Annotated in this window: 1 protein-coding gene; it reads left to right on the forward strand. The window is 76.6% G+C overall.

Annotated elements, in window-relative coordinates:
* Positions 1-41 precede the first annotated feature (41 nt).
* The gene (locus OHS18_RS00855) at positions 42-18,050 is read left to right on the forward strand and encodes an SDR family NAD(P)-dependent oxidoreductase (RefSeq protein ID WP_328615514.1); all 18,009 of its coding nucleotides are present in this window, start codon (positions 42-44) and stop codon (positions 18,048-18,050) included.
* The last annotated feature ends 6 nt before the right edge of the window (positions 18,051-18,056 follow it).

Raw genomic sequence — 18,056 nt, forward strand, 5'->3', positions numbered from 1 at the left:
CGGGAGTGCGAGTCTCGGCCAGGGGCGAACAGGGAGGCCGGATGTCCGCGATCGCGAGGCCGGGACCGGGGGACGACGGCGGGGGTGATCGCCGGATCGCGATCGTCGGCCTGTCGTGCCGGCTGCCGGGGGCCGCGGACCCGGCCGCGTTCTGGCGGCTGCTGCGCGCGGGCACCGACGCGATCACCGAGGTGCCCGCCGGCCGCTGGGACGCGGGCGCCCTGCTCGACCCGGATCCGGCCGCGCCCGGCACGGCGACCACCACCCGGGGCGGTTTTCTCGACGACGTGCGCGGCTTCGACCCCGGCTTCTTCGGGATCTCGCCCCGGGCGGCCGCCGCGCTGGATCCGCAGCAGCGCCTCGCCCTCGAACTCGGCTGGGAGGCGCTGGAGGACTCCGGCACCGTCCCGGCGCGGCTTTCCGGCAGTGACACCGGCGTCTTCCTCGCGACCGGCGGGGACGACTACGCGCTGCTCACCCACCGGGCCGGCCTCCCGGCGATCACCCCGCACACGTTCGCCGGGCTGCACCGCGGGCTGGCGGCCAACCGCGTCTCCCACTTCCTCGGCCTGCACGGGCCGAGCCTGACCGTCGACACCGCGCAGTCGTCGTCGCTGGTCGCGGTGCACCTCGCCTGCGAAAGCCTGCGGCGCGGCGAAACGTCGGTGGCGCTCGCCGGCGGCGTGCACCTGACCCTCGTGCCGGACGGTGCCGTCGCGTTCACCAAGTTCGGCGGGCTGTCCCCGGAGGGCCGCTGCTACGTCTTCGACGCCCGCGCGAACGGCACGGTCCGCGGCGAGGGCGGCGCGGTCGTCGTCCTCAAACGGCTGGCCGACGCCGAAGCGGCCGGCGACCCGATCTACGCGGTCGTGCACGGCGGCGCGCTGAACCACGGCGGCGCGAGCGAGGCCCTGACCGTGCCGGACGAGGCCGCGCAGCAGGCCGTCCTGCGCGCGGCCCACACCCGCGCCGGCGTCCGCCCCGAGGACGTCGGTTACGTCGAACTGCACGGCACCGGCACCCGCCGGGGCGACCCGATCGAGGCGGCCGCGCTCGGCGCGGTGCTCGGCACGCCCGGGCGGCCCCTGCTGGTGGGTTCGGTCAAGACGAACATCGGCCACCTCGACGCGGCGGCCGGCGTCGCCGGGCTGCTCAAGGCGGTGCTGGCTTTGCACCACCGCGAAGTCCCGGCGAGCCTCAACCACGTGGCGCCGCCGCCGGAAATCCCGCTGGCCGCGCTGAACCTCGAGGTCAACGGCGAGCACCGGCCGTGGCCGGAGGACAGCCCTTACGCCGGGGTGAGTTCGTTCGGCATGGGCGGCACCAACTGCCACCTGGTCCTGTCCGGCCACACCCCGGCCGCGCCGCCGGCGGGTGCCGCCGAGTCCGGCGGGGTCAGCGGGCCGGCCGAGTCCGCGTCCGTGCTGGCCTGGACCGTGTCCGGCCGCACCCGCGAAGCCCTGCGAGACCAAGCCGGCCGGCTGGCGGAGTGGACCGGGTCCGGCCGGACCCCCGCCGAGGTCGCCGGGGCGCTCGCCGCCGGGCGGACCGCCTTCCCCGAACGCGCCGTCGTCGTCGGCACCGGCGAAACCGAACTCCGGGCCGGGTTGGCCGCGCTCGCGGCCGGCGCCGACGCCGGGAACGTCGTGCGCGGCACGGCTTCCGACGGCGCGACCGCGTTCCTCTTCGCCGGGCAGGGCAGCCAGCGCCCGGGGATGGGGCGCGAGCTGTACCGGGCCTTCCCGGTCTACGCCGCCGCGTTCGACGAGGTGTGCGCCGCCTTCGATCCGCTGCTCGGCACCTCCCTCAAGGACGTCGTCTTCGACGGCGGCACCCTCGTGGACGAGACGCGGTTCACCCAGCCCGCCATGTTCGCCGTCCAGGTCTCGCTGGTCCGGCTGCTCGGGCACTGGGGCCTGCGTCCGGACCTGCTGGCCGGGCATTCGGCGGGGGAGCTCGTCGCCGCGCACGTCGCGGGCGTGCTCTCCCTGCCGGACGCGGCCGAGCTCGTGGCCGCCCGCGGGCGGCTCATGCAGACAGTCACCGGCGGGGCGATGGTCGCGATCGAAGCCGCCGAGGCGGAGGTCCTCGAATCCGCGGCCGGCGTGGAGGTCGCCGCCGTCAACGGCCCGCGGGCCGTGGTCGTCTCCGGGCCGGCGGACGCGGTCCTGGCGGTCGCGGCGCGGTGGCGCGACCGGGGCCGCCGCACGAAACGGCTCGCGATCGGGCTCGCCGGGCATTCCGCGCTGCTCGACCCGATCCTCGGCGAGTTCGCCCGCACGGCGGACCGGCTGACCTACGGCGAGCTCGCGATCCCGGTCGTCGGCAACGTCACCGGCCGGCTCGCCACCGGCGACGACCTGCGCACCCCCGGCTACTGGGTGCGCCAGATCCGCGAGCCCGTCCGGTTCGGCGACACCCTCCGGACCCTGCACGAGCAGGGTGTCACCCGGTTCGTCGAGGTGAGCCCGGACCGGGTGCTGGCCGCGCTGGTCCGCGACACCCTGCCCGCGGCCGGGGTCACGGCGGTATTGCGCGCCGGACACCCCGAGCCGCGCACCCTGGTTTCCGCGGTGGCGCAGGCCTTCGCCGACGGCGCGCCGGTCGACTGGCCCGCGGTGTTCGGCGCTCCGGCACCGGCCCGGTCGATCGGGCTGCCGACGTACGCCTTCCAGCGCAAGCCGTACTGGCTCTCGACGTCCACAGTGGACACCGAAGTCACACCCGGACGGCCCGCTTTCGGCGGCGATCCGCTCGACGTCGTCCGGTCCGCCACCGCGGTCGTGCTCGGGTACGCCGGCGCCGCCGACGTCGACCCGCGCCGGAGCTTCCGCGACCTGGGCTTCGACTCCCTGGCCGCGGTGGAGCTGCGCGACCGCCTCGCCGCGGCGACCGGCCTCGACCTGGCACCCACGCTGACCTTCAACCACCCCACCCCGCTGGCCCTGGCCGAATACCTGCGCGGCGAGCAGCCGGTAACCGTCACGCCGGTGACCACCGCCGAGCCGGGCGAGCCGATCGCGATCGTCGGCATGAGCTGCCGGTTCCCCGGCGGCGTCCGGTCGCCGGAAGACCTGTGGCGGCTGGTGGCCGACGGCGTCGACGCGGTCACCGGCTTCCCCGGCGACCGCGGCTGGGACCTCGGTACCGCGACGATCCCGCGTCGCGGCGGTTTCCTGCCCGACGCCGCCCTGTTCGACCCGGAGTTCTTCGGCATCAGCCCGCGCGAAGCGCTGGCGATGGACCCGCAGCAGCGGCTCGTGCTGGAGACGGCGTGGGAAGCTCTGGAACGGGCGGGCATCGACCCCGCGGCCCTGCGCGGGACCCCGGCCGGGGTGTTCATCGGCGCGACGGCGAGCGACTACGGCCCCCGGCTGCACGAGCCGGGCCACGGCGCGGAGGGGCACGTGCTCACCGGGAGCTCGGCGAGCGTGCTGTCGGGCCGGGTGGCCTACACACTCGGCCTCGAAGGGCCCGCGGTGACCGTGGACACGGCGTGCTCGTCGTCGCTGGTCGTGCTGCACCTGGCCGCGCGCGCCCTGCGGCAGGGCGAGTGCACGGTCGCCCTCGCCGGCGGCGTCACGGTCATGGCCACACCGGGGATCTTCCTCGAGTTCGGCCGGCAGGGCGGCCTGGCCGCGGACGGGCGCTGCAAGGCGTTCGCCGCCGCGGCCGACGGCACCGCCTGGGCCGAGGGCGCCGGACTGGTGCTGCTGGAACGGCTTTCGGACGCGCGCCGCCACGGCCACCCCGTGCTCGCCCTGGTGGCCGGCTCGGCGATCAACTCCGATGGCGCCAGCAACGGCCTGACCGCCCCGAGCGGGCCGGCCCAGGAACGCGTCATCCGCGCCGCCCTCGCCGACGCCGGACTGTCCACTTCGGACGTCGACGCCGTGGAAGCGCACGGCACCGGCACCACACTCGGCGACCCGATCGAGGCCGGCGCCCTGCTCGCGACCTACGGCCAGGGCCGGGAAACCCCGCTGTGGCTGGGTTCCCTGAAGTCCAACATCGGCCACGCGCAGGCCGCCGCCGGGATCGGCGGGGTGCTCAAGGTGGTGCAGGCGATGCGCCACGGCGTCCTGCCCGCGACCCTGCACGCCGCCGAGCCGTCCCCGCACGTCGACTGGTCGGCCGGGCGGGTCCGGCTGCTCACCGAAGCGACCGCGTGGCCCGCCGCCGACCGCCCGCGCCGGGCCGGGGTGTCCTCGTTCGGGATCAGCGGCACGAACGCCCACGTCGTGCTCGAACAGGCCCCGGCCGAACCGGCGCGCGAGACACCGGCCGACCGGCCGGTGCCGTACGTGCTTTCCGCCCGCAGCGAGGAAGCGCTGCGGGCGCAGGCCGGCCGGCTGCGCGAACACCTCACGCGGGAGCCGGACGTCGCCCCGGTGGACGTCGCCTGCTCCCTGGCCACCACGCGTGCGCACTTCCCCGAACGGGCCGCGTTCGTCTCCACCGACCGCACCGGGCTCCTCGCCGCGCTCGACGCCGTCGCGAGCGGTGACGCCGCCGACGTCGTGCGCGGCACCGCCCTCGACGGCGGGACCGTGTTCGTCTTCCCCGGCCAGGGCTCGCAGTGGGCGGGGATGGCGGCCGGCCTGCTCGACTCGTCGCCGGTGTTCGCGGCCCGGTTCGCCGAGTGCGAACTGGCGCTGGCGGAGCACCTGGAGTGGTCGCCCGCCGACGTCCTGCGCGAGAAGGCCACGGCCCCGGCGCTGGACCGGGACGACGTGGTGCAGCCGGTGCTGTTCGCGGTGATGGTGTCGCTGGCCGCGCTCTGGCGCGCCCACGGCGTCGAGCCGGCCGCGGTGATCGGCCACAGCCAGGGCGAGATCGCCGCGGCGTGCGTCGCGGGCGCGCTGTCGCTGCCGGACGCCGCCCGGGTCGTCGCGCTGCGCGGCCGGCTCCTGACCGAACTGGCCGGGCTCTCCGGGATGGTCTCGGTCCCGCTGCCGGAGGCGGACGTCGTCGCTCTCCTGGCCGGGTGGGGCGACCGGGTGTCGGTCGCGGCGGTCAACGGCCCGCGTTCGGTCGCGGTCTCCGGGGACCCGGACGCGCTGCGCGAGCTCGTCGCCGCGTGCGCGCTGCGCGACGTGCGGGCCCGCGAAATCCCGATCGACTACGCGTCGCACTCCCGGCACGTCGAACGGCTCCACGACCGCCTCGTCGCGGCGCTCGCGCCGATCACCCCCCGGCCGGCGGCGATCCCGTTCTTCTCGACCGTCACCGGGGAACCGGTCGGCGACGCGCGCCTCGACGCCGGCTACTGGTACCGCAACCTGCGCGAGCCGGTGCGGTTCGAAGCCGGGGTGCGGCGGTTGCTGGCGGCCGGGCACCGCGTGTTCGTCGAGGTCGGCCCGCACCCGGTGCTCGCGCTCGGGATGCGGGAGACGTTCGACGACGCCGGCGTGACCGCGGCCGCCGTCGGGACGCTGCGACGCGGCGACGGCGGCCACGACCGGTTCCTCCGGTCGCTGGCCCGGGCCCACACGCACGGGGTCGCCGTGCGCTGGGACGCCGTTTTCGCCGGGACCGGCGCCCGCCGCGCCGACCTGCCGACCTACCCGTTCCGCCGCCGGCGCTTCTGGTGGCGGCCGCCGGCCGAAGCGCGGCGCGACGCCGATCCCGCGGCCGGCCTGCGTTACGAGATCGCGTGGTGGCCCACGACGACCGACGTCGCCACGCTGTCCGGGACGTGGCTCGTCGTCGGCGGCGAGGATTCGCCGTGGCGTCCGCTGATCGTCGCGGCCCTGAGGGACGCGGGCGCCGACGTCGACGCCGGCGACGCCCCTCCGGCCGGGATCGTGTCCCTGCTCGCGCTCGACGACCACCCGGACCCGGACCACCCCGCGATCACCGCCGGCCTCGCCGGAACCCTGGCGCTGCTGCGGAACCTCGACTGTCCGATGTGGAGTGTCACGTCGGGGGCCGTCGGCACCGGGGACGACGACCCGGTCCGCGCGCCTCGCCAGGCCGCCGTCTGGGGTCTCGGCCAGGTGACCGCACTGGAGCAGCCGCAGCGGTGGGGCGGGCTCGCCGACCTGCCCGAGCGGCCGGACGCGGCGTCCGCGCGGCGGCTGGTCGAAGTGCTGACCGGCGCCGAGGACCAGGTGGCGGTCCGGCCGTCCGGCGTCTTCGCCCGGCGCCTCGTGCGGCCGGCCCCGGCGGCGCGGCCGGCGTGGCGGCCGCGGGGCACCGTCCTGGTCACCGGCGGCACCGGCGCGCTCGGCCGCCGGGTCGCGCGCCGGCTCGTCGACGACGGCGCCGCGCACGTCGTGCTGGCCGGGCGACGTGGGCCGGCGGCCCCGGACGCCGCGGCGATCACCGAAGAACTGGGGGCGGACCGGGTCACCGTCGTCGCCTGCGACGTCACCGACGACCACGCCGTGGCCGAGCTGGTCGCGTCGATCCCGGACGGCGACCTGACGGCGGTGGTGCACGCGGCCGGCATCAGCCGGTTCGGGCGGCTGGCCGGGCTCGGCCCGGCGGACCTGGCGGAGGTGTTCCGGGCGAAGGTGCTGGGCGCCGAGGTCCTCGACCGCGTCCTCGGCGACCGGCCGCTCGACGCGTTCGTGCTGTTCTCCTCGGCCGCCGGGGTCTGGGGCGGCGCCGACCAGGGCGCGTACTCCGCCGCGAACGCCTGCCTCGACGCGCTCGCCCACCGGCGCCGCGCCCGGGGCCGGGCGGCGACGGCCGTGGCGTGGGGCCCCTGGCCCGGCGGCGGCATGGTCACCGCGGAGTTCGAGACGGCCCTGCGTGCCCGCGGCTTCACCCCGCTCGACCCCGGCGTCGCGCTCGACGCCCTCGCGGCGGCCGTCGGCGGCGGAGCGCCGGCCACCGTCGTGGCCGACGTCGACTGGCCCCGGTTCGCCGAGCTCTTCACGATGGCGCGCCCGAGCCCGCTGCTCGGCGAGATCGCCGAAGCCCGCCGGAGCACCGGGCCGGAACCCGTCGCCACCGCCCTCGGGCACCGCCTGCGCGGCCTGCCGGAAGCGGGCCAGCACGACCTGCTGCGGACGGTGGTCCGCACCCAGCTCGCGGCCGTCCTCGGGCACGACGGCCCGGCGGCCGTCCCCGCGGACCGGCCGTTCTCCGAGCTCGGTCTGGACTCGCTGACGGCGGTCGAGCTGCGCGACCGCTTGGCGGCCGCGACGGAGCTCACGCTGCCGGTCACGATCGTCTTCGACCACCCGACCGCGACGGCGCTGGCCGCACACCTGCGGGACACCGCGCTCGGCACCCGCGTGACCGAAACCCGGGCGCCGGCCGCGGCCGCCGACGAGCCCTTGGCGATCGTCGGCATGAGCTGCCGGCTGCCCGGCGGCGTCGAGAGTCCCGAAGACCTGTGGCGGTTGCTGGCCGAAGGCGGCGACGCCGTGGGCGCCCTCCCGGCCGATCGCGGCTGGGACCTCGAGGCGCTCTACGACGCCGACCCGGACCGGCCCGGCACCAGCTACGTCCGCGGCGGCGGGTACCTGACCGGGATCGACCGGTTCGACGCGGACCTGTTCGGCATCGCACCGCGCGAGGCGCTGGTGATGGACCCGCAGCAGCGGCAGCTGCTCGAAGCCGCGTGGACGGCCCTCGAACACGCCGGCATCGCGCCGGGCACCCTGGCCGGCAGCAGCACCGCGGTGTTCGCGGGCATCCAGGTGCCGGACTACTGGACGCCGGACCGGATCCCCGCCGGCCTCGAGGCCTACCAGGTCACCGCGGGCGCCCCGAGCGTCGCGGCGGGCCGGATCGCCTACACCTTCGGGCTCGAAGGCCCGGCGATGACCGTGGACACCGCGTGCTCGTCCTCGCTGGTCGCGCTGCACCTGGCGGCGCGCTCGCTGCGCGCGGGGGAGTGCTCACTGGCGATCGTCGGTGGTGCGACCGTGATGACCACCCCGGCGGCACTGCGCAGCCTCAGCCGGCAGCGCGCTCTGGCGGCGGACGGCCGGTGCAAGGCGTTCTCGGACGACGCCGACGGGTTCGGGGCCGCCGAAGGGGTCGCGGCCCTGATCGTGGAGCGGCTTTCGGACGCCCGGCGCCACGGCCACCGCGTGCTGGCCGTGCTGCGCGGCTCGGCGATCAACTCCGACGGCGCCAGCAACGGCCTGACCGCACCGAACGGCCTGGCCCAGCAACGCGTCATCCGCGCGGCCCTCGCCGACGCCGGACTGTCCACATCGGACGTCGACGCCGTCGAGGCGCACGGCACCGGCACCCGGCTGGGCGACCCGGTGGAAGCGCTGGCGCTGCAGGAGACCTACGGCCGCGACCGCCCGGACGACCGGCCGGTCCTGGTCGGCACGGTCAAGTCGAACATCGGCCACACCCAGGCGGTGTCCGGCCTCGCGGGCGTGCTCAAGACGGTGCTCGCGCTGCGCCACGGCGAACTGCCGCGCACCCTGCACGTCGAGCGGCCGTCGTCCCATGTGGACTGGACGCGCGGCGCGCTGGCGTTGCTGGCCGAAGCGACGCCGTGGCCGGCGACCGGGCGGCCACGGCGGGCCGGCGTGTCGTCGTTCGGCATCTCCGGCACCAACGCGCACGTGATCCTCGAACAGGCCCCGGCCGACCCCGGCCCCGATCCGGTACCGGCGGGCGTGGTGGCGTGGGTGCTGACCGGGGCGACCCCGGAGGCCGTCCAGGACCTGGCCGCCCGGGTGCGGTCGTACGTCGTCCAGCGCCCGGAACCGACAGCGCGGGACGTGGCCCGGACGCTGGCCCTCCGGTCCGCGCACGCCCACCGCGCCGTCGTCGTCGGCGACGGCCGCGAAGAACTCCTGGCCGCCCTCGCCGACGTCCGGCCTGTCCGGGCACTCGGCGGCAAACTGGCGTTCCTGTTCACCGGCCAGGGCAGCCAGTACGCCGGGATGGGAACCGAGCTCTACGAGCAGTTCCCGGTGTACGCGGCGGCTTTCGACGAAGCGTGTGACGCGACGGGGCTCGATCCCGCCGTCGTGACCGACGGCGACCGGCTCGCCCGCACGGAGTTCGCCCAGCCGGCGCTCTTCGCGCTGGAAGTCGCGCTGTACCGGCTCGTCGAGTCGTGGGGCCCGCGCCCCGACGTCCTGGTCGGCCACTCCGTCGGGGAGATCGCTGCGGCGCACGTCGCCGGCGTCCTGTCCCTCGCGGACGCGGCGACGCTGGTCGCGGCGCGCGGGTGGCTGATGCAGGAGCTGCCCTCGGGTGGCGCGATGGTCGCGGTCGAGGCGACCGAGGACGAGGTGCGCGCCGCGTTGACCGGCGACGCCGCCGTCGCGGCGGTCAACGGCCCGGACGCCGTCGTCGTCTCGGGCGCCGAAGACGTCGTCGAGGCCATCGCCGCGGGGTTCGCCGCGCGGGGCCGCCGGACGAAACGCCTGGCCGGCTCGCACGCGTTCCACTCGCCGCTGATGGCGCCGATGGTCGACCGGTTCCGCGCCGTCGTCGCCGGACTGGACTTCGCCGAGCCCGTCATCCCGCTCTTCCCGGCGGCGGCCGGGAACCCGGCCACGGCGGACTACTGGGTGGACCACGTGCTCGGCACCGTGCGGTTCGCCGACGCGGCCGGGCGGCTCGCCGCCGACGGCGTCACGACGTGCCTGGAGATCGGCCCGGACCGGGTGCTTTCGGCCCTCGGCCCGGCGATCGCCCCGGACCTCGAGTTCGTCCCGGCGCAGCGGGCCGACCGGCCCGGCGCGCGGACGGCGCTCGAGGCCGCCGGCCGCCTGCACAGCCTCGGCCACGACGTCGCCTGGGCCCCGCTGTGCGCCGGCGGCCGGCTCGCCGACCTGCCCGCGTACCCGTTCCGGCACCGGAGCTTCTGGCTGGCGCCGGGCCGCGGTCCGGACCGCGCCGGGCACCCCCTGTGCGGCACGGTCGTCCGGCTGGCCGACGGCGACGGCGCCGTGCTCAGCGGCACGCTCTCCGCGACCGCGCCCGGCTGGCTCGGTGACCACACGATCGGCGGGACGACGCTGCTGCCCGGCACCGCCGTCCTGGAACTGGCCCTGCAGGCCGCCGTCACGGCCGGCTGCGCGGTCGTCGAGGAGCTCACCCTCGAAACCCCGCTCGTCCTGCCGGAGCACGGCGAAGTGGCCGTCCAGGTCCGGGTCGGCGCGGTCGACGAGACCGGCCACCGCCCCCTGACCGTCCACTCCGTCCACTCCGGACGGTCGGACGAGTGGACCCGGCACGCCACCGGAGCCGTTCGTCCCGGCGCGCCCGCAGCGTTCGACGGACGCCTGCCCGCGGGCGCGGAACCCCTTGCCGTCGAAGGACTGTACGACCGGCTGGCCGAATCGGGTTACGGCTACGGGCCCGCCTTCCGCGGCCTCACCGCGGCGTGGCGCCACGGCGACGACGTCCACGCCGAGGCGATCCTGCCGGAGGAACTCCGGGACGACGCCCGGAACTTCGCGCTGCACCCCGCGTTGCTCGACTCCGCGCTGCACGCCCTCGGACTGACCGGCCGGCTCGACGGCGGCACCCCGGTGCCGTTCGCCTGGCGCGGGGTCTCCGTCACCGCACCGGGACCGTCGGCCATCCGCGTGCGGCTCACCCCGCTGGCCGGGGACGCCGTGTCGATCCACGTCACGGACACCGACGGCCGTCCGGTGGCCACTGTGGACTCGCTCGTCCTGCGGTCGGTCGCTCCGGCACCCCGGGACGGCCTGCTGGAGCTGGACTGGGTCCGCGTCACCGCGCCGGAGGCCGGCGCGCGGGTGGTGGCCGTCGACGACCTCGCCGAGCTGACCGGCGCGGTGCCCGAGGCCGTGCTCGTCCCCGCCGGGGAGCCTGCTCGCGCCCTCACGTTGTGCCAGGCGTGGGTGGCCGACGACCGCTTCGGCGCCGCCCGGCTGGTCGTGCGGACCCGGAACGCGGCCGCCGACCCCGCCCAGGCCGCCGTCTGGGGGCTCGTGCGCGCCGCCCAGACCGAGCACCCCGGCCGGTTCGTGCTGCTCGACACCGACACCGACACCGAAGACGTCACCGAGCAGGCCGCGGCGATCGCCACCGGCGAACCGCAGCTGGCCGTGCGGGCCGGGGAGGTCCTGGTACCCCGCCTGACGCGGGCGAGCACCGGCGGCGACCTGACCCTGCCGGCCGGTCCGTGGCGGCTCGGCACCGTCCACAAGGGACAGCTCGACGGGCTCGCCCCGATCGCGCACCCGCCCGCGCCCCTGGCGCCCGGGCAGGTCCGCGTGGCCGTGCGCGCGGCGGGCCTCAACTTCCGCGACGTGCTCAACACCCTGGGGCTCTACCCCGGCGAGGCGCCGCCGCTGGGCATCGAAGGCGCGGGCGTCGTCACCGAAACCGGCCCCGGGGTCACCGCGTTCGTGCCGGGTGACCGGGTACTGGGCCTGCTGGACCACGCCTTCGCGCCGCTCGCCGTCACCGATCACCGGATGCTGGTCCGGGTGCCGGCGGAGTGGACGTTCGCCGAGGCGGCGGCGGTCCCGGTCGTGTTCCTCACCGCCTGGTACGGGCTGCGGGACCTGGCCGGGCTGCGGGCGGGGGAGAAGGTCCTCGTGCACGCCGGCGCGGGCGGCGTCGGGATGGCGGCGATCCAGCTCGCGCGCCACCTCGGTGCCGAGGTCTACGCGACCGCGAGCCCCGGCAAGCACGACGTCCTGCGTGCCCTGGGCGTGCCGGCGGACCACATCGCCTCCTCGCGGACCCTGGACTTCGAGACGGCGTTCGGCGGCGGCTTCGACGTCGTGCTGAACTCGCTGGCCGGCGAGTTCGTCGACGCGTCCCTGCGGTTGCTGACCGAGGGCGGGCGGTTCGTCGAACTGGGCAAGACCGACGTCCGGACGGCCGGCGAGATCCCGGCCGGCGTGACGTACCGGACGTTCGACCTGACCGAGCCCGGCGCCGAGCGGATCCAGGAGATGCTCCGCGAGCTGCTGGACCGGTTCGCCGACGGCGCGCTCCGGCCGCTCCCACTGTCCACATGGGACATCCGGCGCGCGGTCGAGGCGTTCCGGTTCGTCAGCCAGGCCAAGCACGTCGGCAAGGTCGTGCTCACCGTGCCGGCGGCCCCGGCCCCCGGCGGCACCGTGCTGATCACCGGCGGCACCGGGGCCCTCGGCGGCCTCGTCGCCCGGCACCTGGTCGCCGGGCACGGCGCACGGCACCTGCTGCTGGCCGGCCGCCGCGGCGCGACCGCCCCGGGCGTGCCCGAGCTGGTCGCGGACCTGACCGGGCTGGGCGCGTCCGTGACGGTCGCCGCGTGCGACGTCGCCGACCGCGACGCGCTCGCCGCGCTGCTGGCCGCGATCCCGGCCGAGCACCCCCTGACCTCGGTGATCCATGCCGCGGGGGTGCTCGACGACGGCCTCGTCGCCACGCTGACCCCCGACCGGCTCGAGGTGGCGCACCGGCCCAAGGTCACCGCCGCGCACCACCTCGACGAGCTGACCCGCGGCACCGACCTGGCCGAGTTCGTGCTGTTCTCCTCGGCGTCGGCGTACTTCGGCGGGGCCGGGCAGGGCAACTACACGGCCGCCAACGCGGCCCTCGACGCGCTCGCGGTGCGCCGTCGCGCGGCCGGGCTGCCCGCCGTGTCGATCGCCTGGGGCGCGTGGGCGCACGAGGGCAGCATGACCGGGCGGCTCGCCGCGGCCGACCACGCACGGCTGGCCCGGGCCGGCCTGGCGGCGTTGCCCGACGAGCGGGGGCTCGCCCTGTTCGACGCCGCGCGCCGGCTCGACCGGCCGTTCGTCGTCGCCGCGGACCTGGACGTCGCGGCCCTGCGCCGGGGTGGCGAAGACGTCCCACCGCCGCTGCGCGGCCTGGCCGGGACGACGGCGCCGCAGGGTTCACGCGCTCGGCCGTCCGGCCCGGAAGGGCTCCTGGAGCTGGTCCGGGCCCAGGTCGCGGCCGTCCTCGGGTACACCGGCGCCGGGGAAGTGGCGCCGGACAAGGCGTTCAAGGACCTCGGGTTCGACTCGCTGAGCTCGGTCGAACTGCGCAACGTCCTGTCGGCGGCCACCGGGCTGCGGCTGCCCGCCACCGTCGTGTTCGACCAGCCGACCCCGCTGGCCCTGGCGGCCTACCTGCGTGACGAGCTGACCGGGACGAGTGCCCCCGAGGCGCCGGTGGCCCTCGAGACCGGCGACGACCCGGTCGCGATCGTCGCGATGAGCTGCCGGCTGCCCGGCGGCGTCCGCTCACCCGCCGACCTGTGGGAGCTGGTGCGCGACGGCGTCGACGCGGTCACCGGGCCGCCGGTGAACCGCGGCTGGGACCTCGACGCCCTCTACGACCCGGACCCCGACCGCCCCGGCACGACCTACGCGCGGGCCGGCGGTTTCCTGCACGACGCGGACGAGTTCGACCCGGCGTTCTTCGGGATCAGCCCGCGCGAGGCGCTCGCCATGGACCCGCAGCAGCGGTTGCTGCTCGAGACGGCCTGGGAGGTCTTCGAAGCGGCGGGTGTCGACCCGGATTCGGTGCGGGGACAACGCCTCGGCGTCTTCATCGGCGGCGCGTCGCTCGGCTACGGCACCGACTCGCGGGAATTCCCCGGCGAACTGGAGGGCTACCGGCTGACCGGCAGCACGACCAGCGTCCTCTCGGGCCGGATCGCCTACACCTTCGGGCTGGAGGGCCCGGCGCTCACGATCGACACGGCCTGTTCGTCGTCGCTGGTGGCGCTGCACCTGGCGACGCAGGCGATCCGCCGCGGCGAGTGCACGACCGCCCTGGCCGGCGGAGCGGCGATCATGGCGAACACCGACCTGTTCGTCGAACTGAGCCGGCAGCGCGGGCTGGCACCGGACGGGCGGTGCAAACCGTTCGCGGCCGCCGCCGACGGCACCGCGTGGGGTGAAGGCGTCGGGATGCTGCTGCTGGAACGGCTTTCCGACGCCGAGCGCCACGGGCACGAGGTGCTGGCGGTGATCCGCGGGTCCGCGGTCAACTCCGACGGCGCGAGCAACGGCCTGACCGCCCCCAACGGCCCGTCGCAGCAACGCGTGATCCGCGCGGCGCTGGCCGACGCCGGACTGTCCACAACGGACGTCGACGCGGTCGAAGCCCACGGCACCGGGACGAAACTGGGCGACCCGATCGAGGCACAGGCCCTGCTGGCCACCTACGGCCGGGACCGCTGCGCCGACCGCCCGCTGTGGCTCGGCTCGCTCAAGGCCAACATCGGCCACGCCCAGTCGGCGGCGGGCGTCGCCGCGGTGATCAAGATGGTCCTGGCGCTGCGGCACGGGGAACTGCCGCGCACGATCAACCTCGACGAGCCCACCCCGCACGTCGACTGGTCGCCCGGCACCGTGCGGCTGCTCACCGAGCACACCCCGTGGCCGGCCACCGGCCGCGCGCCCCGGGCGGCGGTCTCGTCGTTCGGCATCAGCGGCACGAACGCGCACCTGATCCTGGAACAAGCGCCGCCGCGATCCGACACCGGCAACCAGGTGTCGCCGTGGGCCGCCGACGGGGACCAGCAGCCGGGTCACGACACTGGGGACCAGGCGTCGCCGTGGGCCGACGGCGGGAGCCAGGTGCCGTCGCCCGGCACCGGGGACCAGGCGTCGCCGTGGGCCGCAGACGGGGACCAGGTGCCGCCGCCGCACGGCACCGGGGACCGGATTCCGGAACCGGCCGCACCGGCCGAACCGACCGCCGAACCGGCTCCCTTTGTGCTCTCCGCCCGGACCGAGGACGCGCTGCGGGCCCGGGCGCGACAGGTCGTCACCGCGCTGGAGACCGCCGGACCCGCGGACGTCGCGCACACCCTCGCCCGGCTGCCGCGGTTCGAGCACCGGGCCGTCGTCCTGGCCGGTGCCGCTCTGGCGGCCCTGGCCGACGGGCGCCCTGACCCGGCCGTGGTGCGCGGTGTCGCCGGCACCCCGGGCCGCACCGTCTTCGTGTTCCCCGGCCAGGGCGGGCAATGGGCCGGCATGGGCGTCGAACTGCTCGGCAGTTCACCCGTCTTCGCGCGGCGGATGGGGGAGTGCGACGCCGCGCTCGCGGAGTTCACCGGCTGGTCGGTGCTCGACGTCCTGCGCGGCGAACCCGGCGCGCCCTCGCTCGACGACGTCGAGGTCGTCCAGCCCGCCCTGTTCGCCGTGATGGTCTCCCTGGCCGCGCTGTGGGCGGCCGCGGGGGTGCGGCCGGACGCCGTCGTCGGCCACAGTCAAGGCGAAATCGCCGCGGCCTGCGTCGCGGGCGCACTGTCCCTTTCGGACGCCGCGCGGGTGATCACCTTGCGCAGCAGCATTTCGCGGGTGCTCATCGGACACGGCAGCATGGCGCCGGTCGCGCTCGGCGAGGCCGCCGCGACCGAGCTCGTCGCCGATTGGGGCGGCCGGCTGTCGATCGCCGCGGTCAACGGCCCGAACTCGGTCGCCGTCGCCGGGGACCTCGACGCGCTGCACGAGCTCGTCGCCCGGTGCGAGGCCGGCGGGGTGCGGGCCCGGTTGATCCCGGCCGCGTTCGCCTCGCACTCCCCGGCCGTGGAACCGATCCGGGACCGGCTGCTCACGGCGTTCGCCCCCGTCCGGCCCCGCGCGGGTGAGGTGGCCTTCTACTCGACGGTCACCGGCGACGCGCTCGAGGGCAGCGAGCTGGACGCCGGTTACTGGTACCGCAACCTGCGGCACCCGGTGCGGTTCGACCGGGCCGTCCGGGCGCTGGCCGAGCAGAAGCACACGACGTTCGTCGAGCTCGGCCCGCACCCGGTGCTGCCGGCGGCGATCCGGGAGATCCTCGACGAACCGGGCGCTCCGGCGCCGATCGTGACCGGCACGCTCCGCCGCGGCGAGGGCGGTCTCGCGCGGTTCCTCACCTCGGCGGCCGAACTGCACGTCCGGGGCGTCCCGGTCGGCTGGGACGGGATCCGGCCGGGTGGGCGCCGGGTGCCGCTGCCCGCTTATCCCTTCCAGCGGCAGCGGTTCTGGCTGCGGTCGGGGACCGCCGCCGCGGACGTGTCCACGGCCGGCGTGAGCCCGCTCGGGCACCCGCTGCTCGGCGGGGCGGTCGCGGTGCCGGACTCGGGAGCCGTGGTGTTCACCGGCCGGCTCGCGGCGTCGGCCCAGCCGTGGCTCGGCGAGCACGCCCTGCGCGACACGGCGCTGCTGCCGGGGGCCGCGGTGCTGGAACTCGCGTTCCGCGCGGGCGAGCACCTCGGCCGCGACCGCGTCGACGACCTGGTCCTGGCCGCCCCGGTCGTCCTGCCCGAGCGGGGCGGCCTCCAGCTGCGGCTGGTCGCCGACGAGCCGGACGCCGCCGGCCGCCGCGCGTTCCGGGTGTACACCGGGCCGCCCGGCGCGGACGGGCCGTGGACCCGGCACGCCGAGGGGGTGCTGGCGACGGCCGGGGCGCCCCCGCCGCCGCGGACCGGGCCGTGGCCGCCGGCCGCGGCCGAGCCGCTGGATCTCGCCGATCTCCACGACGTGCTCGAGGCGGCGGGTGTCCACTATGGACCGGCGTTCCGCGGCGTCGAGCGGGCGTGGCGCCACGGCGACGAGGTGCTGGCGGAGGTCCGCCTGCCCGAGCGGGAGGCGGCCGACGCCGGCCGGTACGGCATCCACCCGGCGCTGCTGGACGCGGCCCTGCAGCCGATCGGCCCGGGCGGTCTGGTCCCGCTCGACGGGCCGAGCCGGATGCCGTTCGCCTGGTCGGGGGTCTCGTTGCACGCCGTCGGCGCGACGGCGTTGCGAGTCCGGCTGTCCCGGGCGGGCGACGACGCGGTGGCGGTCGAACTGACCGACGAGAACGGGTTGCCGGTGTTCTCGGCGGACTCCCTGGTCCTGCGCCCGGTGACGGTGACCCGTCCGCACGCCGACACCCTCTTCCGGATCGGCTGGCATCGGGTCCCTGTTGGACAGTCCACATCGGATGGTGAACTGCGGGTCTTCACCGATCCGGCCGAGGCGATCGCATGGGCCGGCGCGGCGGGCGACAAGACGGTGGTCGTGGCCACCCGCGGCGCGATCGCGGTGACCGGCACCGAGTCTCCCGACCCCACGGCGGCCGCCGTGTGGGGCGCGATCCGTGTCCTCCAAGCGGAAAACCCGGGCCGGATCGTCCTCGCCGACCTCGACGGCTCCCCGGACGCGGAGGCCGTGGCCAGAGCAGCCGCGGCGCTCGGCGAACCGGAGCTGGCGGTGCGTGCGGGAGCGGTGCACGTGCCGCGGCTGGAACGCGCACCCGTCTCGTCGGAGGAGCCGGAGCCGTTCACGGGCACGATCGTGGTGATCGGGGACAAGACCGAGGTGCCGGCCGTCACGGAGGAGACGGCGCACCTTGCCTTGGCCGAGGTGGACCTCCTGCACCGGATCCCGGGCGAGACGGTGCTGCTCGCCGGGCCGTCCGCCGGGCCCGTCGCCGAAGCGCTGGCCGTGCGGCGGCGAGCCGAGGGACACCTCGCGAAAGCCGTCACGTGGGGACTCCCGCAAGCGTCACCGCCGGGGACACCCATCACCGAAGTCCTCGACGCCGTCCGGCGGAGCGAGGCCACCGGGCTGGTGGCGGCCACCCTGCCCGCGGCGCCGTCCGGGCCGGTGCCGGCTCTCCTGCGCACCCTCGTGCGCGGCACCCGGCGAGCCGTCGCGGCCGCCGACCGGACGTGGGACCAGCGCCTGGCCGCGTTGCCCGCCGAGGAGCGGCCGGCGGCCGTCCTCGGGCTGGTGCGCGAACAGGTCGCCGGCGTGCTCGGGCTGGCGAACCCGGCACTCGTGCGCGACGACGTCGGCCTGCTCCAGCTCGGTTTCGACTCGCTGACGGCGGTCGAGCTGCGGACCCGGCTCGGCGAGCTGACCGGCCTCCGGCTGCCCGCGACCCTGGTCTTCGACCACCCGACGGCGGCGGCCGTCGCCGGTCACCTCGCCACCCTGCTCGACCCGGGCGGGCAACCCGTGGCGCAGGACACCGGAGAACAGGACTTCCGCGCCGCCCTGACCACCCTCGGCTACTCCCGGCTGAAGGAGGCCGGGCTGGTGCGGACCGTCCTCGACCTGGCCCGGGAACCCGCCACCGGGGAAGAGATCGACGAGATGGACGTCGCCGACCTGATCCGGCTGGCGCTGGGCGACGACACCCCCGACGAAACGTGAGCTGAC

The sequence above is a fragment of the Amycolatopsis sp. NBC_00355 genome, assembly GCF_036104975.1.
GTDB lineage: Bacteria > Actinomycetota > Actinomycetes > Mycobacteriales > Pseudonocardiaceae > Amycolatopsis.

What these genes read in the sequence shown, in the direction of transcription:
- OHS18_RS00855 (WP_328615514.1), top strand. Translation starts at nt 42, where the DNA reads ATGTCCGCGATCGCGAGGCCGGGACCGGGGGACGACGGCGGGGGTGAT.